The sequence below is a fragment of the Duganella sacchari genome (genome assembly GCF_900143065.1).
Lineage (GTDB): Bacteria > Pseudomonadota > Gammaproteobacteria > Burkholderiales > Burkholderiaceae_D > Rugamonas > Rugamonas sacchari.
Genome location: NZ_FRCX01000005.1, coordinates 287,171 through 305,568 on the forward strand (window position 1 = coordinate 287,171; position 18,398 = coordinate 305,568).

General features: G+C 61.8%; 15 protein-coding genes. 4 read left to right on the forward strand and 11 right to left on the reverse strand.

From position 1 onward, the window contains the following. The first annotated feature begins 5 nt into the window (after positions 1 to 5). Positions 6 to 725 (forward strand): substrate-binding periplasmic protein, encoded by a 720-nt coding sequence (locus BUA36_RS12840; RefSeq protein ID WP_139260525.1) that lies wholly within the window; start codon positions 6 to 8, stop codon positions 723 to 725. Positions 726 to 741: 16 nt separating this feature from the next. On the opposite strand, the gene BUA36_RS12845 is transcribed toward BUA36_RS12840, so the two are convergent. The 3 genes from BUA36_RS12845 to BUA36_RS12855 are packed head-to-tail and all read right to left on the reverse strand — an operon-like array spanning position 742 to position 3,642. Next, complete coding sequence (locus tag BUA36_RS12845) at positions 742 to 1,191, reverse strand: thioesterase family protein (RefSeq protein ID WP_072785059.1); 450 nt, start codon at positions 1,189 to 1,191, stop codon at positions 742 to 744. Position 1,192: 1 nt separating this feature from the next. Beyond that, positions 1,193 to 2,422, reverse strand: coding sequence for a M20/M25/M40 family metallo-hydrolase (locus BUA36_RS12850; RefSeq protein WP_072785062.1), 1,230 nt, complete (start codon positions 2,420 to 2,422; stop codon positions 1,193 to 1,195). 11 nt (positions 2,423 to 2,433) lie between these two features. Continuing rightward, on the reverse strand, positions 2,434 to 3,642 hold the full coding sequence (locus BUA36_RS12855; RefSeq protein ID WP_072785064.1) for a urate hydroxylase PuuD: 1,209 nt from the start codon (positions 3,640 to 3,642) through the stop codon (positions 2,434 to 2,436). 117 nt (positions 3,643 to 3,759) lie between these two features. On the opposite strand from BUA36_RS12855, the gene BUA36_RS12860 reads away from it, so the two are divergent. Both BUA36_RS12860 and BUA36_RS12865 read left to right on the forward strand, forming a co-directional pair. After that, a complete protein-coding gene (locus tag BUA36_RS12860; RefSeq protein ID WP_072785066.1) occupies positions 3,760 to 4,698 on the forward strand; it encodes a LysR substrate-binding domain-containing protein in 939 nt (312 codons plus the stop codon). 69 nt (positions 4,699 to 4,767) lie between these two features. Beyond that, positions 4,768 to 6,516: an allantoate amidohydrolase gene (locus tag BUA36_RS12865; RefSeq protein ID WP_139260527.1), complete on the forward strand. Its 1,749-nt coding sequence runs from the start codon at positions 4,768 to 4,770 to the stop codon at positions 6,514 to 6,516. On the opposite strand, the gene BUA36_RS12870 is transcribed toward BUA36_RS12865, so the two are convergent. Beyond that, on the reverse strand, positions 6,504 to 7,415 hold the full coding sequence (locus BUA36_RS12870) for an AraC family transcriptional regulator (RefSeq protein WP_072785067.1): 912 nt from the start codon (positions 7,413 to 7,415) through the stop codon (positions 6,504 to 6,506). The two genes, BUA36_RS12865 and BUA36_RS12870, sit on opposite strands and share 13 nt — an antisense overlap. A gap of 98 nt (positions 7,416 to 7,513) precedes the next feature. On the opposite strand from BUA36_RS12870, the gene BUA36_RS12875 reads away from it, so the two are divergent. Beyond that, a complete protein-coding gene (locus BUA36_RS12875) occupies positions 7,514 to 8,407 on the forward strand; it encodes an SDR family oxidoreductase (protein WP_072785068.1) in 894 nt (297 codons plus the stop codon). On the opposite strand, the gene BUA36_RS12880 is transcribed toward BUA36_RS12875, so the two are convergent. The 7 genes from BUA36_RS12880 to BUA36_RS12910 form a co-directional block, all read right to left on the reverse strand. Then, complete coding sequence (locus BUA36_RS12880) at positions 8,355 to 9,746, reverse strand: tetratricopeptide repeat protein (protein ID WP_072785069.1); 1,392 nt, start codon at positions 9,744 to 9,746, stop codon at positions 8,355 to 8,357. The genes BUA36_RS12875 and BUA36_RS12880 overlap by 53 nt on opposite strands. Further along, positions 9,746 to 11,422: a putative bifunctional diguanylate cyclase/phosphodiesterase gene (locus BUA36_RS12885; protein ID WP_072785070.1), complete on the reverse strand. Its 1,677-nt coding sequence runs from the start codon at positions 11,420 to 11,422 to the stop codon at positions 9,746 to 9,748. The genes BUA36_RS12880 and BUA36_RS12885 overlap by 1 nt, the downstream gene beginning before the upstream one ends. A gap of 69 nt (positions 11,423 to 11,491) precedes the next feature. Further along, positions 11,492 to 12,718 (reverse strand): Zn-dependent hydrolase, encoded by a 1,227-nt coding sequence (locus BUA36_RS12890; RefSeq protein ID WP_072785071.1) that lies wholly within the window; start codon positions 12,716 to 12,718, stop codon positions 11,492 to 11,494. A gap of 10 nt (positions 12,719 to 12,728) precedes the next feature. Further along, entirely contained in the window at positions 12,729 to 14,123 is a 1,395-nt protein-coding gene (gene hydA / locus BUA36_RS12895) for a dihydropyrimidinase (protein ID WP_072785072.1), read from the reverse strand. A gap of 10 nt (positions 14,124 to 14,133) precedes the next feature. Then, positions 14,134 to 15,618 (reverse strand): NCS1 family nucleobase:cation symporter-1, encoded by a 1,485-nt coding sequence (locus tag BUA36_RS12900; protein ID WP_072785073.1) that lies wholly within the window; start codon positions 15,616 to 15,618, stop codon positions 14,134 to 14,136. Between the two features lie 111 nt (positions 15,619 to 15,729). Next, positions 15,730 to 17,019 carry an NAD-dependent dihydropyrimidine dehydrogenase subunit PreA gene (gene preA, locus BUA36_RS12905; protein ID WP_072785074.1) on the reverse strand — a complete coding sequence of 430 codons (1,290 nt, stop codon included), beginning with the start codon at positions 17,017 to 17,019 and terminating at the stop codon, positions 15,730 to 15,732. Then, the gene (locus tag BUA36_RS12910) at positions 17,019 to 18,389 is read right to left on the reverse strand and encodes an NAD(P)-dependent oxidoreductase (protein WP_084560135.1); all 1,371 of its coding nucleotides are present in this window, start codon (positions 18,387 to 18,389) and stop codon (positions 17,019 to 17,021) included. Before BUA36_RS12910 ends, preA begins: the two co-directional genes overlap by 1 nt. Positions 18,390 to 18,398: the final 9 nt, after the last annotated feature.

Sequence of the window (18,398 nt, forward strand, 5' to 3'; positions counted from 1 at the left end):
CGTCCTTGCTTGCCCGCTCCTGCCGCGCCATGGCAGTACTGGTACTGACCTGTTCCACAGCTGTCAGCGCCGCTCCCGTGTACAGCTTCGCCAACAGCTATCCCGAGGACTCGCTGGGCATGATCTACATTCAGCGCCACATGCAAGCCATCTGCAAGGAGGCGCAGATCCGCTGCACCATAACCGAGCTGCCTTTGCGGCGCTCGCAAGCCATGCTGGCCAACCGTACGCTGGACGGCGACATTGGCAGGGTTCCCGGGTTTGCGCGCCAGAGTGGCAACATCCTGGTCGATACCCCGGTCATCACCGTCAGCACCTACGCCTTCACGCGGGCGGATGCTCCCGCAGCCGCCAGCTGGGAACAACTGGCGGCGCACCAACGCTCGGTAGCTTACCGGCGCGGCGTCTACGTTTATCAGAAAAGGCTGGAAAGCATGGCGGCGACGCTGCGCCCACACGATGTCCCGGATTCAGTCAGTTGCGTGGAAGTCGTCATCCGTGGTCACGATGACGCCTGCCTGCTCGACTCCGGCGCGATCACCCCTGCCATCAAGGCGCGCATACCGCCGCTGGTCATGCAGGGACCGCTGGAGGCGATGGACCTCTACATCGTCGTCAACGCCGGCAACGAGAAACTGGCGCGCACCTTGAAGTCCGCCATGGACCGCCTGCGCGCCCGAGGTGTGCCGCAGCAGCTGGAACGTGAGCTGCAGCGCGCCAAATAGCGGCGCCGCTCAAGCCTTACTTCGACTTGAGGCTTGACGGCAGTTCCTGGAAGTCGTCGGTCCTGGCCAGCTTCTGCCAGGTCGCCATCAGTGCTGGCGGTGGCGCAATCAGCTTGCGGGCGGCCAGGTCCAGCCAACCGCCGGTACTGTTCACGCGCGCGGCCAGCTTGCCGTCCGGGCGGATGATGTCGGAGCGCAGTATCCAGCGGCTGCCGTCTTCCGCCAGGCCGGCCAGCGACAAGGTCACCGTGATCTCTTCCAGCAGCAGCACTTCCTTGACGTAGGCGATTTCGTCCTTCATCACCACCGGGCCGATATTGAGCCGCATGAATTCACTCATCGGAAAACCATGCTCCGACAGGAACAGCATGCGTACATCGCCCGATTTGTCGAGGAAAGCGGTATTGCGCATATGGCTGTTGAAGTCCATATCGCCCCAGCCAGCCATTAACTTTTTAGAAAACATCTCACGCTCCAAGGAAATCGACCAAGGTGCATGCTACCACCTTGGTTGCCTTGCGCAGATCTTCCAGATTGAGTCGTTCATCGGCCTTCTTGGCATTCGACTCCGGCACCGTGCGCGGGCCGGCGCCATACAGCACCGCCGGAATGCCATGCTCACCGTACAGGCGCGCATCCGCATACAGCGGCGTACCTTGTGCCGGGATGGTCTCGCCGATGAAGGTTTGTGCATTCTGCTGGAGGCTGGCCACCAGCTTTTCCGTGCCCGGACGTTCGCGCAGTGCGTGCGACAGCAGCAGGCGCCGGATCTCCAGCGTAATGCCCGGCACACCCTGCACCGCATGCTCGATCAGCGCACGCACCTGCGCTTCCACTTCCACCGGATCTTCTTCCGGGATCATGCGGCGGTCCATCTTCAGCACCACTTTGCCCGGCACGACGTTGGTGTTGGTGCCGCCGTCGATACGGCCCACCAGCATGGTCGGCGAATCGATGCCGGCGATGTTCGATTTGATCTTTTTGAGTTCCGGCAGCTGGCCGTAGATCGCATTCAGTATCCGCGTCGCCGCCTGCAGCGCATCGTGGCCCGTCTCCGGCATCGCGCCGTGGCCAGACTTGCCGTGTACCGAGATCTCCAGCTGCAGACAGGCGTTGTGCGCGGTGACGATGTTGTAGCTGAAGCCAGCCGCAATCACATAATCCGGCCGGGTCAGCTTTTGCTCAAGCAGCCAGCCCGGCCCCAGCAGGCCGCCGAATTCCTCGTCGTACGTGAAGTGCAGCTCCAGCGCGCCCTTGAGCGGCACACCCAGAGCCTCCAGCGCGCGCGTGGCAAAGATGTAGGTCGCAAAGTCGCACTTGGACACCGCCGCCGCACGGCCATAGATATAACCATCGGCCACCACGCCACCATATGGCGGATAGGTCCAGTTGTCGCCCGGCGGCACCACGTCGCCATGCGCGTTCAGCGCCACGGTCGGTCCACCCGCCGCATAAGGGCGGCGCACGATCAGATTGGTGATGGTCTCCATGCCGTAATCGCGCACGGTCTGCTCAGGCACGGCATGCTTTTCCGCCGTCCAGCCATAGGTCTTGACCAGATCCGCCACCATGTCCGCATGCGGCGCATTATTCCCCGGCGGCGTATCGGTCGGTACGCGCAGCAGCTGCTGCAGCACGCCAACTTCTTCGTCAAAGTGTGCATCGATCCACTGCGCCAGTTGTTCTTTCGTGTTCATTTCTCGTTCCTTCATTTCGCACCGGCCTCGTACCACGCAGCGATCTGCGCGCGTTCGGCATCGGTCATATTGGTCAGGTTAGCCAGCGGCATCGCCTTGGTCTGCACTACCTGCTTGTAGATTTTTTCTGCACCCTGGTGAATCTGGTCCGCGTTATCGAATGTCACACCCAGCGGCGCAGTGGCAAAACCGGCCTGTGTAGGATGCGCCGAGTGGCACGCTACGCAGCGCTGCTCGATCACCGTTTTCACCTTGGCGAATTCCGCCGCCGGATCCGCCGCAGGCGCCACCGCAACTGGCTTGGCCGGTGCAATCGCCACCGCGACACCAGCCAGCAGCGCCACGCCGATGGCTGGATAGCGCCACTCCACGCGCCCTTTGTGGCGCAGATTGAAGAAGTGGCGAATGAAGACGCCGGCCGCCATGATAAAGGCCAGCACCAGCCACGCATGGTCATTCCGGTAAGTCATCGCATAGTGGTTGCTGATCATGATGAACAGCACCGGCAGCGTGAAATAGTTATTGTGTACGCTGCGCTGCTTGGCTTTCTGGCCGTGTACCGGGTCCGGCATGCGGCCGGCCGACATGGCTTCCACCATCTTGCGCTGGCCAGGAATAATCAACATCAGCACATTGCCCACCATGATGGTGCCGATCAGCGCACCAATGTGGATGTAGGCCGCACGCCCGCTCAGCACGTGCGTGAGGCCATAGGCCGCCGCCACGATCAGCGCAAAGATCACCACACCAAACCAGCCATCGCGCTTGCCCAGCGGCGAGCGGCACAGCAGGTCATACGCGGTCCAGCCGATCACCAGCGTGCCGACGCCGATACCCACGGCCTGCAAACTGCTGATGTCCGCGACCGACTTATCGATCATCATGGCTTGCGCGTTGAAGTAGTAGGCAATGGTCAGCAGCGCGATCCCGGACAGCCAGGTGGAGTAAGCCTCCCATTTAAACCAGTGCAGTTCTTTCGGCAGCTCGGCCGGCGCCACCAGGTACTTCTGCGGATTATAGAAACCGCCGCCATGAACGGCCCACAGCTCACCCGATACACCCTTCTTCGCCAGTTCCGAACCGGGCGCCGGCGGACGGATGGAATTGTCCAGCCACACAAAGTAGAACGAGGCGCCTATCCAGGCGATGCCGGTGATGATATGCAGCCAGCGCACCAGCAGGTTTGCCCACTCAAGGCCGTACGGGATCAGATATTCCATGTAATTTGACAGGTCAAAGATGTGGCTAATTTACAGAAGATAAACGGATTTGATTCCTACTACATGAACATTAGAGTATATTAGACATATCCGATCCCGTATAACATTAGTCTGCTCATGTCCGCTTTGCCGCAACACCTGGACCTCCACCTGATCCGCATTCTCTATCTGCTGCTGGTGGAGAAGAACGTCTCCCGCGTCGCCCTCAAACTGAATCAGCCGCAGCCTTCGATCTCCGCATCGCTGCGCAAGCTGCGCGAGCTGACGGGCGATCCGCTGCTGGTGCGTGGCGCGCGCGGCATGGTGCCGACCCAGCACGGTGAAAGCCTGCTTGCACCGGCAAAGCGCATTCTCGACGAAACCGAGAATCTCTTCCTCAAGAAAGCACCTTTCGTACCACAGGAAGAGGCGCGCACCTTCCACGTCGCCGCGCCGGATTATCTGGACAGCCAGTTCCTGCCCAACCTGGTGGCGGCGCTGCGCCGCGGCTCGCCCAATAGCCGCATCAGGATTCACAGCCTCGGCCCCGGCGTCGATTACGTGCGCCTGCTGTCCGATGGCGACATGGACCTGGTCATCGCCAACTGGGACGAGCCGCCCGAGCATCTGCACATGTCCAAGCTGTTCGAGGACCCCATCATCTGCATGATGCGCGCCGACTGCCCGTATGCGCTGCGCACCGCCAGCGACAAGATGACCATGGACGATTACCTCACGCTGCCGCATGTGGCGCCCACGCAGATCCTGCCCGGCTACCTCGGCGTCATTGATGATTACCTGGAGCGCCAGGGCTTGCAGCGCAACGTGGTGGTCGAGTCGGCGTACTTCGGCCTGATCCCGAATATGCTGGCGCAGACCGACCTGGTACTCACCACCGGCAGCCAGTTCGTGCGCCACTATGAAAAGCAGATGCCGTTGAAGACCTACACGGTGCCGGTGAAATTCCCGGCCATGCGCTTCTACCAGTTGTGGCATGAACGCGTGCATCAGGCGCCGGAACACAAATGGCTGCGCGACCAGGTCGCCGCCGCCGCCAAGTCGCTGGCGCAGAAGTAAGCGCAATGATATAAACCTTACGGCATACCGCATATATTGCGGCGGCGCTGGCACGATATGATGGAGCTTATGATGACACTCTCCGACCTCAATAGCTGCGACGCCGCCACTTTCGTTGAACGCCTGCGCGGCATCTACGAGCATTCACCGTGGATACCGGAACGCGCTGCCGCACAACGGCCATTCAACAGCGTCACCGCATTGAAGCAGGCCATGCAGACTGTGGTCAGCAACGCCACGCTGGATGAACAACTGGGCCTGATCCGCGCCCACCCAGAACTGGCAGGCAAAGCTGCGGTGGCCGGCCAGCTGACGGCGGAATCGACCAGCGAACAAGCCAGGTCGGGGCTGCACCTTTGCAGTGCGGAGGAATTCGCCACGCTGCACCAGTTGAATGCGGACTACAACGCCAGATTCGGTTTCCCCTTCATCCTCGCCGTCAAGGGTCCCACCGGACAAGGCCTGACGCGCCAGAGCGTGATCGCCACCTTTACGCGCCGCCTGAAAAACCAGCGCGCCGATGAAATCGCCGAGTGCCTACGCCAGATCAAGCGCATCGCCGAAATCCGCATCAACGACCTGCTGGCCGTGCAGCTGGAATTCGGCCCCACCATCATGCAATGGTGCGAGACGATCGGCGCATGGAGCGACGACGAGGACGCACTGACCTGCGCCTACATGACACCGGCGCACCGCAAGACGGCTGCCCAGCTGCTGGACTGGATGCGCGAAGCCGGCATGGATGCGCACATCGATGCCGTCGGCAATGTGGTCGGCGTCTACCGTTCCGACGCGGCAAACGCCAAAACGCTGATAACCGGCTCGCACTACGACACCGTGCGTAACGGCGGCAAGTACGACGGTCGCCTCGGCATTCTGCTGCCGATCGCCATTGCGCGCAGCCTGCATGCGCGCGGCGAAAAACTGCCCTTCAATCTGGAGATCATCGGCTTTGCAGAGGAAGAAGGCGTACGCTTCAAGAGCACCTTCCTCGGCAGCACCGCCGTTACCGGGCACTTTGATCTGTCGCTGCTGCACCAGACGGATGCCGATGGCGTCAGCATGCGCGATGCGCTGCTGGCTGCGGGCCACGATGTCGCGCGTATTCCCGCGATTGCCCGCAATCCGGCTGACCTGCTGGGTTTTGTGGAAGTCCATATCGAACAAGGCCCCGTGCTGCTGCAACGCGATCTGGCGCTGGGCGTGGTCACCGCCATTGCCGGCAGCTCGCGCTACCTGGTCGATCTCACCGGCCTGGCCAGCCACGCCGGCACCACGCCAATGAGCATGCGCAAAGACGCTGCTGCTGCAGCAGCGGAGATTGTGCTGCTGGTTGAACAGCGCTGTGCGCAAGCCCCCTCGCTGGTCGGCACTGTCGGTCAGTTGCAAGTGCCCGGAGGTTCGGTCAACGTGATTCCCGGCGCCTGCAAGCTGTCGCTGGATATCCGCGCGGCCGACGACGCTGTGCGTCTCGCAGCAGTGAAGGATGTACTGGACGGCATCGCCGCTATTTGCGCACGCCGTCAGATCGAATGCAGCATCGAGCAGATCGTCGATGCCAGCGCGGCGCCATGTGCAGCGCGCCTGATGCAGCAATTCGGCGCTGCGATAGAACGTGCCGACCTGCCGCGCTTCGATCTCTTGTCCGGCGCCGGTCACGACGCGATGGCCATGGCCGCCATCACCGATGTCGCCATGCTGTTCACGCGCTGCGGCAACGGCGGCATCAGCCACAATCCGCTGGAGACCATGACGGCTGACGATGCCGACATCGCCGCCCGCGTGCTGCTGGACTTCCTGCGCAGCTACGCAGCCTGATCGCGCACGTACTGGCGCGGCGAGCATCCCATCACGCGCTTGAAGGCTGTACTGAAAGCGCTGTCCGATTCATAGCCCAGTGCCTGCGAGATCGCCGATACCGGCTGGTTCGAATGCACCAGCCGGTCGCCCGCCAGCAGCATGCGCCAGCGCGTCAGGTATTCCATCGGCGAGGTGCCGACGGTCTGCTTGAACTTCAGGGCCAATGTGGAGCGCGACATTCCGACATGCTGCGCCAGACTCTCCAGCGTCCAGCGCTGCGCAGGCTCCGCATGCAGCGCGCCAATGGCGCCACCGATCTGCGGATCGGCCAGCGCATACAGCCAGCCCACGCCACTGCCCTCTGCCTCCGCCAGCACCAGACGTAAAGCCTGCACCAGCATCATGTGCGCCATGTGCTGCGCGATCAGCACATGGCCGGGCCGCTGCTCGCGCAGCTCGGCCGCCAGGCGCTGCAGCGACCAGCGCAGCGTTTCGCGGTCCGTATCCTTGTGCACGTGGGCGATGGGCGGCAGTGCCTCCAATAGCACGCTGGTGTGCTTGCCATGGAAAACAAAGTGGCCGCCGACGATCATGCAGCCGCCGCCATCGTTGATGATGCCGATGCCGCCCACGCGCCGCCGGTGCAGCAGCTCCAACGCATTCACGGGCGGCAGTGACAGATCGCTGGCGAGGCGGAATGCACGGCCGCGCGGCAGCAGGAAGCAGTCACCGGCTTTCAGGCGCACCGGTTCTGGCACATCCTCCACCGCCAGCCAGCACTCGCCGTTCACCACGGCGTAGCACTTGATGCCCTCCGGGCGATGGAACTGCAGCGCCCAGTCACCGGCGGCATCAAAGCCGCCTGCCATATAGCTGCGCGGCTTCAGCAGCGACAGCACGTCTGATAGTGGATCCATGATTTCAGGACGAATACAAAGAAAGTACGGATTCTACAGCATTGATCGTCTGATTTCTGAACCGTATCATGCACATCATCCAACCAAGGAGATATGCAATGAAAGTATTCGTAACAGGAGCAACCGGCTGGGTAGGTTCGGCCGTCATTCAGGAATTACTGGGCGCAGGCCACGACGTTCTGGGCATGGCCCGCACGGATGAGGGAGCGGAAACGCTGGCACGCCGCGGCATCGCCGTGCATCGCGGCGAGCTGTCGGACCTGGACAGCCTGGTCGCCGGCGCCCGCGCTTGCGATGGCGTGATCCACACGGCCTTCATCCACGACTTCAAGGACTTCAACGCCGCTGGCGAAACCGACCGCGCCGCCATCGCCGCCATGGGCGATGCACTGGCCGGCACCGGCAAGCCATTGGTCACGACCTCCGCCAGCGCCTTGCTGAAGCACGGCGTTACCGGCAGCGAGAACGATGGTCCCGATCCGCAAGGCCCGGCGCAGCATCGCACAGCGTCGGAGGCACAGACGCTGTCGTTAGTCGAGCGCGGCGTACGGGCCACGCTGGTACGCCTGCCCCCATCGGTGCATGGTGATGGCGATTACGGCTTCGTACCGCGCCTGGTCGATATCGCCCGCGCCAAAGGTATGTCGGCCTACATCGGCGAAGGCCGGAACCGCTGGCCGGCAGTGCACCGCTTCGACGCGGCGCGGCTATATCGCCTGGCGCTGGAACTTGGCGTCGCCGGCAAGCGCTATCATGCGGTCGGCGAACAAGGCATCGCCGCGCGCGATATCGCGGCGGCTATCGGCAAGGGATTGAATCTGCCGGTGGTCAGCGTTGGCCCGGCCGAAGCGGCGGACCACTTTGGTTTCCTGGGACGCTTTTTTGCTGCCGACTGCCCGGCAGACAGCACGCTGACGCAGCAGCAGCTGGGCTGGTCGCCTACTGGCCTGGCGCTGATCGAGGATATGGCGCAGCACTACTTCCAAGGCTGAGCAGCGCCGATGCCACATCGGCGATCACTGGCGCCCAGCCGCCGCCATGCGGCTGGCGGAACAGGCGCATGGATGGATACCATGGCGTATCGCCACGGCCGGCCATCCAGCGCCAGTCGCAGCGATAATCGGGCAGCAGCAGCCAGCACGGCTTGCCCAATGCCCCCGCCAGATGTGCGACAGCGGTATCCACGCTGATGACCAGATCGAGGTTGGCGATTACCGCCGCCGTCTCCGCAAAATCCGCCAGCTGCGGACCGACGGCATGCAGCGGCATGCCTGACGGCGGCATCAAGGCCTCTTCCTCACCGGGGCCTTTTTGCAAACTGACGAAGTCCACGCCGTTTGCCGCAGCCAGCGGCGCGAGCGCCATCAGCGACGGCAACGAGCGGTCGGCATCGTTCTCGAAATTGACATTGCCGCGCCACGCCAGGCCAACGCGCAAGCCGCCCTGTGGCAGCACTTCGCGCCAGCGTGCCACCAGATCCGGTTCAGCGTGCAGGTAAGGCACGCCGGCCGGAATGGTGCTCATCGCGGTATGGAACAAGCAGGGCAGACGCATGGGACGCGTCCAGTAATCCCAGGCAGCCGGCAATGTCTCGCCCAGCGCATGCAGCTGATCGACGCCAGGCAGCGTGGCCAGCAAGCGTACGAGACCCGGATGGCAAACCACATCGACACGGGCAGCACCGCGCGCCTTTAACTGTGGCACGTAGCGGCAAAAATGAATCATGTCGCCATGGCCAGCTTCCAGGCCCAACACGATGGACTTGCCATCCAGCGGTTCGCCTTCCCAGAAAGAACAGTCAAACGACAGCGGGAACTGATCGAATTGCCAGCGCGCTTCCAGCATGCGCCAGCCTTCTTCAAAGCGCGCCTGTCTCAACAGCAGATAGCTCAGGTTGAACTGCGCGCGCGCATGCTGCGGGTCCAGCGCAAGCGCCTGCCGGTAGCAGGCCTCTCCTTCGGCTTCCCGATGTGTACACACCATCAGCACTCCCAGCTGGCTCCATGCCGAAGGCGACTCGGGCTCCAGCTCAATGGTGGTTCGCATCGCCAGTTCAGCTTCGGCAAAGCGCTTTTCCTTTAACATCAATGCGCCCAGATTCTGGTGAAGCTGCGCATGATCCGGCATCAGCGCTATCGCCTGGCGATAGTGGAACTCCGCTTCCGCATTGGCGCCCTGCTGCTCCTTGAGAAATCCCAGATTGGCGCGCGCTGCGGCATGCCATGACTGTAGCGCCAACGCTTGCAGATAACAGTCCTCCGCAGCGGCAAAGTCGCCTGCGGCCATATGGTGGTTTGCGTCGAGATAGGCTTGCTGGGAATCGGTATGCATCAATAACGTGCGATGAACGCCACCAGTTCGTTGTACGGCAGCGGTTTGCTGAACAAATAGCCTTGATAATAATGGCAGCCTTCTTCCGTGACAAATGCCAGCTGTTCGGCCGTCTCCACCCCCTCCGCCAGCACCGACATCTCCAGCGTCTTACCCAGCGCGACGATCATGCGGACGATGGCGGCGCCGTGGCCGCCCCTGGAGGCGTCCCAGATGAAGGAGCGGTCGATCTTGAGCTGGGATATCGGCAGCCGGTGCAGATAGGATAGCGACGAATAGCCTGTGCCGAAATCATCGACTGCAAAGCGCACACCTGCCGCGCGCAGGCGCTGCATCTTCTCCACCGTGCCTTCCACGTCCTTGAGCAACAGGCTTTCGGTCAGTTCAAGCCGCAGCCGGTCTGGCCGCGCGCCAGTCTGCGACAGTGCCGCCAGCACCTGCTCGACAAAGTCAGGCCGGTGAAACTGGATGGCGCTGACATTGACGGCCACCTCCAGCGAGGCGGTACGCTGATCGTTCGCCCAGCGTGACAACAGACGGCAGGCCTCCGTCAGCACCCAGCGTCCGAGCGGCAGTATCATGTTGGTGTCTTCCGCGACCGGAATGAATTCAATCGGAGAAATCAGGCCGCGCTCTGGATGGCGCCAGCGCACCAGTGCTTCCACGCCGGCCAGCTCTCCCGTCATCCCCGCCAGTGGCTGATAATGCAGTTCAAATTCCTGATTGGCCAACGCCCGGCGCAAGTCAGCCTCCATCGCAGCACGTGCCGATACCCGCGACTGCATCACCGGATCAAAGAAACAGATGGCGCTGCGGCCGGCTGCCTTGGCCTGATACATCGCCAGGTCGGCGCGCTGCAATATCTCCTCGATGCCTGCCGTCTCGCGGCCAAACAGTGCGACGCCGATGCTGGCTGACGTGTAATGCTCCGTGCCCGCTACCTCAAACGGTGCTTGAAATGCCAGTAGCAGCTTGGACGAAATCTCCTGCGCCTGCGCCTCCGCATTAGCGCCCAAGTCTTCCAGCAGTACGACAAACTCGTCGCCACCAAAGCGCGCCACAGTATCGCAACTGCGCACGGCATCGTTAAAGCGGTCCGCCACCAGTTGCAGCAGCGTGTCGCCCTTGTCATGGCCGCGCGTGTCGTTGATATTCTTGAAGTTATCCAGATCGATAAACAAGGTGGCGCCCACGCGGCCAGTACGCCGGCCCAGGGCGAGCGCGTGCTCCATGCGGTCCAGCAGCAGCTGGCGATTGGGCAGGCCGGTCAGCTTGTCGTAAAAGGCCAGGCGATGGATCTCCGCTTCGGTCGCCTTGCGGTCGCTGATATCGCGGAAGTAAATGGTCAACCCTTCTTCCGACGGGTAGGCGCGGATCTCGGTCCACAGATCCAGCGGAGCATAGTGCTCCTCAAACGTGACGGGGGTATTGGTTTCTATGGCTTTGTGATACGCGCGGTAGTAGGGACCACCCACCGCTTCCGGGAACACGTCCCACACGCTGCGGCCAGTGACATCGCCGCGTTTCACCTTGGTCAGCCGCTCGGCATTGCCGTTCATGTAGCGGATTTCCCAGTGATGACCCAGCATCAGGACTGCATCCGAGATGCTTTCCAGCGTGGCCGTCAGGACAGCTGCCTGCAGCGCTTCCGCATGAGATTCGTGTGGTCCTTGCATGTTGGTAGCCGGTGCGCTCTGATCTGAGCAAATAGTATGCGCTCCGGCTGTGCTGCGGTCAAACGCGCATCACACCACGCGTGCGCGCTCCAGCATCGCGTGCAGCAGGACATTGCATCCCGCCTCAAGGTGTTCGGCCTTGGCGTCCTCGATTTCGTTATGGCTGATGCCATCCTTGCAGGGCACGAAGATCATGCCCGCTGGCGCCAGGCGCGCCGCATAGATGGCGTCATGGCCAGCGCCGGACACCACATCCATGGTCGAGTAACCCAGTTTGGCAGTGGCGTTGCGCACCGCGTCCACGCATTCGGGATGGAACGGGCAAGGCGGATAATAAGACACGCGCTCAATCGAAATCTTCAAGCCCGTTTCGCTGCGGGTCTTGTCGATAAAAGCCAGCATCTCGCCATGCATGGTGTTGAGCAGTTCATCGTTCACATTGCGCAGGTCGATACTGAATTTGACTTCTCCCGGAATGACGTTGCGGCTGTTCGGGAACAGCTGCACCATGCCCACCGTGCCACGGCCATAGGGCGGATAGCGGTTGGCGATGGCGACGACTTCCTGCATGATCCTGGTCGAGACTTGCAGCGCATCTTTGCGCAGATGCATCGGCGTGGGACCTGCATGCGCCTCCATGCCGGTGACCACGCAGTCGTACCACGAAAGACCCATCACCGCAGGCACCACGCCGATGACCTTGTCGGCATCCTCCAGCACCGGCCCCTGCTCGATGTGGGTTTCAAAATAAGCGCCGATGGGATGATCGCCGGGCACCTGCGGACCTTTGTAGCCGATGCGCTCCAGTTCTTCGCCGACCGACTTGCCGTCAACATCGCGTGCAGCGTAAGCAGTCTCCAGACTGAACGCGCCACAGAAGACGCCAGAGCCCATCATCACCGGCACGAAGCGCGAGCCTTCTTCATTGGTCCAGAAGGCGACTTCAATCGGCGCCTCGGTTTTGATTTTGAGATCGTTGAGCGTACGCACCACCTCAAGGCCGGCCAGCACGCCGTAATTGCCATCGAACTTGCCGCCAGTCGGCTGCGTATCGATATGGCTGCCCGTCATTACGGGCGGCAGCGCGTTGTTCGTGCCATCGCGGCGCATGAAGACATTGCCGATCTGGTCGATCGTGATGGACAGGCCAGCCTCCCTGGCCCAGCCGACGACCAGATCGCGGCCCTGCTTGTCGAGGTCCGTCAGCGCCAGGCGTTTCACGCCGCCCTTTTCCGTCGCGCCGATTTTGGCCAGTTCCATCAGCGATGCCCACAGGCGGTCACCATTAATTTTCATCTCGGACTCCTTAACGCGCGGACGTTGGCTTGAACGCCGGACGATTCACATAACGGCCAGCACCTTCCACTGCCATCAGCACGCCGCGGTGGAACACGACATTACCGGCGGCCAGCGTGGTGCTGGGAATACCACGTACCGTACGGCCTTCAAACACATTGAAGCCGCCCTTGGCAAACTGGGTCAATGCGGAAATGGTGCGCGTGCCTTCCGGGTCCCACACCACCACATCGGCATCCGCTCCCGGTGCAATCACGCCCTTGCGCGGATACATATTGAAAATCTGCGCCGTATTGGTGGAAGTGACCTTGACGAATTCCGATGGCGTCAGCATGCCGGTATTGACACCGGCATCCCAGACCACCGACATGCGGTCCTCGACCCCGCCGCAACCGTTTGGAATTTTGGTGAAATCATCCTTGCCCATGGCCTTCTGCTCGGCGCAGAAAGTGCAATGGTCGGTCGCCGTCGTATGCAGATTGCCGCCACGCAGACCCTCCCACAAAGCCTTCTGGTGATGCTTGCCGCGGAATGGAGGGCTCATCACATGGCCCGCCGCAAATTCCAGATCTTCGCTGTGATACACGCTATCGTCGATGACCAGATGGCCGGCCAATGCCTCGCCATACACGCGCTGTCCATGGGCGCGCGCGCGGCTGATCGCTTCCAGCGATTCGGCACAGGACACATGCACGATGTAGATTGGCGTATGCATCACATTGGCAATGGCAATCGCGCGGTTGGCGGCTTCCGCTTCCACTTCCGGTGGACGCGACAGCGGATGCGAGCTTGGCCCGGTCAGGCCGCGCTTCAGCAGGTCTTGTTGCAGCTGGTAGACCAGCTCACCGTTCTCTGCGTGCACGGTCGGAATCGCCCCCAGGTCGAGGCAGCGGCGGAAGCTCTTCACCAGCGTTTCGTCATCCGCCATGATGGCGTTCTTGTACGCCATGAAGTGCTTGAAGCTGTTGACGCCATGGTCCTTGACCAGGATGCCCATGTCGCGGTGCACCGTGTCGTCCCACCAGGTGATCGCCACGTGGAAGGTATAGTCGCCGGCAGACTTCTTCGCCCACTCGCGCCACTGCTGGTAGGCCTCGATGAGGTTCTGCTTCGGCGACGGAATCACAAAATCGATGATGGTGGTGGTGCCGCCCGCCAGCCCCGCGGCCGTGCCGGTGTAGAAATCATCCTGCGTCACCGTGCCCATGAACGGCAGGTTCATATGCGTGTGCGGGTCGATCCCGCCCGGCATCACATACTGGCCGCCCGCATCGATGATCTTGGCGCCGGACGGCACCTCCAGATTTTCGCCCACGGCGATAATCTTGTCGCCATCGCACAGCACATCGGCGCGGAAAGCGCGATCGGCGTTGACGACAGTGCCGCCACGGATGATTGTTTTCATAAGCGTCTCCTTATGGGTGAACCGGCGCCCTTACTGCGGGCACGGTCTTCCCTTTCATCATAATCCCGTACACCACGGCCGAAATGGCGATGCCAACGAACCAGGCGTAGGTATAAATTGTTTTCAAGGCTTCCGCGACATCCGGGAAGGATGCCGGGAAAGCGGCGTTGAGGAAGCCAGGGATATTCGGCAGTACGCCGATGACAAATGCCACGATTGCCGCCATATTCCAGCCCTTGCCATACGAGTACTGGCCATCTTCGCGATACAGTTCCGTCACATTCAGCTCCGTCTTGCGGACCATGTAGTAGTCCACGATCAGCACACCCGCGATAGGTCCCAGCAGCGCCGAATAGCCAATCAGCCAGGTGAAGATATAGCCCTGGGTGGACTCCAGTATCTTCCATGGCATCATCAGGATCGCGATGGCAGCGGTGATGTAGCCACCGGCCTTGTAGCTGATCTGCCGCGGCGCCAGCGAAGAGAAATCATACGCCGGACCGACCAGGTTCGCCGCCAGATTGACGGACACCGTATCGATCAACAGGACCAGCAGCGCCACCAGCACGGCCACGCCGGTCATGCGGCTGGACAGATCGACCGGGTCCCAGATCGCCTTGCCGTACAAGACCACCGTGGCCGAAGTCACGATCACCGCCATTGCCGCCAGAAGCCCCATCGGCACCGGCAGGCCAACCGACTGGCCGATCACCTGATCGCGCTGGGTTTTGGCGAAGCGGGTAAAGTCGGGAATGTTCAGCGCCAGCGTCGCCCAGAAGCCGACCATGGCCGTCAGCGACGGCCAGAATGTGGTCCAGAACTGGCCGGCCTTCTTGCCGCCTTCGACGAACTGCGACGGCGCCGACAGCAGCTCGCCGAAGCCGCCGGCCTTGTTGTAGACCCATCCCAGCAGCACAAAGCAGATCACGATTTTCAGCGGTGCGGTGTAGGTTTCCAGTTTGCGGATCGCATCCATGCCATGCACGATGTAATAGAACTGGATCGCCCAGAAAGCCAGGAAGCACAGTAGCTGGCCACCATTGATGCCAAGGCCCGCGATCTTCTCGCCACCGATCTCGCCGCCCATCATCACGCCCAGCAGCGTGTAGATCATCTGGCCGCCGAACCAGGTTTGAATGCCATACCATCCGCAAGCGACAATCGCACGCATCAGCGCCGGCAGCCGCGCGCCCGACGTGCCGAAAGAAGCACGCGCCAGCACCGCGTACGGAATCCCGTACTTGGTACCGGCATGGCCAATCAGCAGCATAGGCAGCAGCACGATGGCGTTGGCCAGGAACACCGTCAGCACCGCCTGATACCCCGACATGCCGCCCTCGATCAAACTGGCCGACAAGGTGTAAGCCGGTATGCACATCACCATGCCGACCCACAGCGCGGAGAAGTGATACCAGCGCCAGGTACGTTGTGCGGCGGTGGTCGGTGCGAGGTCTTCGTTCCAGAGTTGCGTGCTGCCAGAGAGTTCTTTGCTCACGGGGCGTTCTCCAAAGGGTTAATGTATCCGTCCACCACAGCAAGTTCCGTACCTTTAGGCCTGCGCCACCCGCACTGCGCTGCGCCGCAGGCGGGTAGCGGCATGCAGCCATCACGCCGTCTCTGCAACCCTTTCCGCGCGTGGATTGCGCGGATCCTGCGTCCAGTTCATATATGGCTTGCCGTTATCCTGCGGCACCATCGTGATGCAGCCCTGCACCGGACAGGTGATCTCGCATAGATTACACCCAACGCACTCCTCCTTGATGACTTCATAGGTCCGCACGCCACTTGCCTCGTCGATGAGCTGTGCAATCGACTGGTGCGAGGTATCCTCGCACGCCACGTAACAGCGGCCGCACTTGATACAGTCGTCCTGGTTGATCTGCGCGATCACCTGGTAGTTCATGTTGAGGTATTTCCAGTCGGTGGTGTTGGGTACCGCCTTGCCGGAAAACTCGCTGATGCTCTTGTAGCCTTTTTCGTCCATCCAGCGCGACAGGCCATCCTTCATCTCTTCAACGATGCGGAAACCATGCAGCATCGCTGCCGTGCAGACCTGCACACAGCCCGAGCCCAGGGCGATGAACTCTGCCGCATCGCGCCAGTTGCCGATGCCGCCGATGCCGGAGATCGGCAAACCGGCCGTCTGCGGATCGCGTGCAATCTCCGCCACCATGTTCAGCGCGATCGGCTTCACGGCCGAGCCGCAATAGCCGCCGTGCGTGCTGGCGCCGCCGACAACAGGGAATGCCACCATCTGGTCCAGGTCCAGATGGGTAATCGAGTTGATGGTGTTGATGAGCGAAACCGCATCCGCACCGCCGGCCTTGGCCGCACGCGCTGGCGCACGCACGTCGGTGATGTTCGGCGTCAGCTTGACGATCACCGGCAGCCGGGTGTTCTGCTTGCACCAGCGCGTCACCATCTCGACGTATTCCGGCACCTGGCCCACTGCCGCCCCCATGCCGCGTTCCGGCATACCGTGCGGGCAACCGAAATTGAGTTCGATGCCATCCGCACCCGTCGCTTCCACCAGTGGCAGGATATCGGCCCACAGCTTTTCTTCGCAAGGCAGCATCAGCGAAACGATGATGACGCGGTCCGGCCAGTCCTTCTTCACTTGCGTGATTTCCTGCAGATTGATTTCCAGCGAACGGTCGGTAATCAGCTCGATGTTATTAAAGCCGAGGACTTCACGGTTCTTGCCGTAGTGCGCCGAATAGCGTGACGAGACGTTGACGGCAGCAGGATCTTCACCCAGCGTTTTCCACACCACGCCGCCCCACCCTGCCTCAAATGCGCGCACCACGTTGTAGGCCTTGTCCGTTGGCGGCGCGGAGGCCAGCCAGAACGGATTGATGGATTTGATGCCGCAGAATTCTATGCTCAGGTCAGCCATTATGCAGCCTCCTTCATACCGTTGATGTCAGCGTGGATGGCATGTGCCGCCAGCTTGCCGTGTTGGACCGCTTGCACGGTCAGATCCTGCCCGGGCGCCACACAGTCGCCACCGGCGTAGATGCGCGGCAGGACTGTGCGGAACTGATCGTCGACGTGGATTTTGTCACCGTCGCGTTTCAGCGTTTTCGCCAGCGGATCGCTGATGCTCGTTTCGTCCATGCTCTGGCCGATGGCCTTGAAGATGGCGTCAGCCGCGATCTCGAAGGTTTCGCCAGTGCCGGACAGGCGGCCGTTGACCAGCGCCGTTTTCTCAAAGCGCATGCCGCGCACCCGGCCGGCGTCATCCAGCAGCACTTGCTGCGGCTGCGCCCAGGTCCGCATGCGGACCTGATTTTCCTTGGCGATGTGCTGTTCATGCCCGGTTGCGCTCATGGCCTCAAAGCCGCGGCGATAGACCAGCGTGACTTCATCCGCGCCAAGGCGCTGGATCTGCACCGCCATATCGATGGCCGTATTGCCGGCGCCGATCACGATGGCGCGCGATGGCACGGGCAGCTTGCTCAGGTCATTCGCCTGGCGCAGTTCGGCGATGTAGTCAACTGCAGCCAGCAGGCCTGGTGCGTCTTCGCCGGTCAGGCCCAGCTGCTTGCTGGCGCCCAGGCCAAGGCCCAGGAACACCGCGTCGTATGCGGCGTGCAGATCTTTCAGCTGCACATTGCCGCCCAGTGTCTGGCCGTGCTGGATGGTGATGCCGCCGATTTGCAGCAGGAAGTCGACTTCTTTCTGCGCGAAGTTATCCGTCAGCTTGTACTTCGCGATGCCGTATTCATTGAGTCCGCCGGATTTTTCCTGCGCTTCATAGATCACAACGTCGTTGCCCAGCATGGCCAGGCGGTGCGCGCACGACAGGCCTGCCGGGCCGGCGCCAACCACGGCGATCTTCTTGCCGGTGCTGGCAGCGCGCTGGAACGGATGCGCGTCCAGACGCATGTTGTCGATGGCGTAGCGTTGCAGCAGGCCGATTTTGACGGGCTGGCCTTCCGCATCGTGATTCCGCACGCAGGCGTCTTCGCACAGGATCTCGGTCGGACAGACGCGCGAGCAGCTGCCGCCAAGGATATTCTGTTTCAGGATGCCGACGGCGGCGCCGTTGACGTTGCCATCGTGGATATTGCGGATGAAGCTCGCCACATCAATCTCCGATGGGCAGATGCGCATGCACGGCGCATCGTAGCAATACAGGCAGCGCGATGCCTCAATCGCAGCCTGGCGCGCGTTGAGTGCAGGTGCAAGGTCAGTGAAGTTTTTCGCCAGTGATTCGTTGGCTTCCTTCGCTTTGGGCAGGTAGCTAATCGATTCGATCATGATGGTCCTCGG

Excerpts from the sequence above, each read along its gene's own strand:
- hydA (WP_072785072.1), bottom strand. The coding sequence starts at position 14,123 with ATGAAAACAATCATCCGTGGCGGCACTGTCGTCAACGCCGATCGCGCT.
- preA (WP_072785074.1), bottom strand. The coding sequence starts at position 17,019 with ATGGCTGACCTGAGCATAGAATTCTGCGGCATCAAATCCATCAATCCG.
- BUA36_RS12875 (WP_072785068.1), top strand. The coding sequence starts at position 7,514 with ATGAAAGTATTCGTAACAGGAGCAACCGGCTGGGTAGGTTCGGCCGTC.
- BUA36_RS12885 (WP_072785070.1), bottom strand. The coding sequence starts at position 11,422 with ATGCAAGGACCACACGAATCTCATGCGGAAGCGCTGCAGGCAGCTGTC.
- BUA36_RS12860 (WP_072785066.1), top strand. The coding sequence starts at position 3,760 with ATGTCCGCTTTGCCGCAACACCTGGACCTCCACCTGATCCGCATTCTC.
- BUA36_RS12865 (WP_139260527.1), top strand. The coding sequence starts at position 4,768 with ATGATGACACTCTCCGACCTCAATAGCTGCGACGCCGCCACTTTCGTT.
- BUA36_RS12850 (WP_072785062.1), bottom strand. The coding sequence starts at position 2,422 with ATGAACACGAAAGAACAACTGGCGCAGTGGATCGATGCACACTTTGAC.
- BUA36_RS12890 (WP_072785071.1), bottom strand. The coding sequence starts at position 12,718 with ATGAAAATTAATGGTGACCGCCTGTGGGCATCGCTGATGGAACTGGCC.
- BUA36_RS12880 (WP_072785069.1), bottom strand. The coding sequence starts at position 9,746 with ATGCATACCGATTCCCAGCAAGCCTATCTCGACGCAAACCACCATATG.
- BUA36_RS12870 (WP_072785067.1), bottom strand. The coding sequence starts at position 7,415 with ATGGATCCACTATCAGACGTGCTGTCGCTGCTGAAGCCGCGCAGCTAT.
- BUA36_RS12855 (WP_072785064.1), bottom strand. The coding sequence starts at position 3,642 with ATGGAATATCTGATCCCGTACGGCCTTGAGTGGGCAAACCTGCTGGTG.
- BUA36_RS12845 (WP_072785059.1), bottom strand. The coding sequence starts at position 1,191 with ATGTTTTCTAAAAAGTTAATGGCTGGCTGGGGCGATATGGACTTCAAC.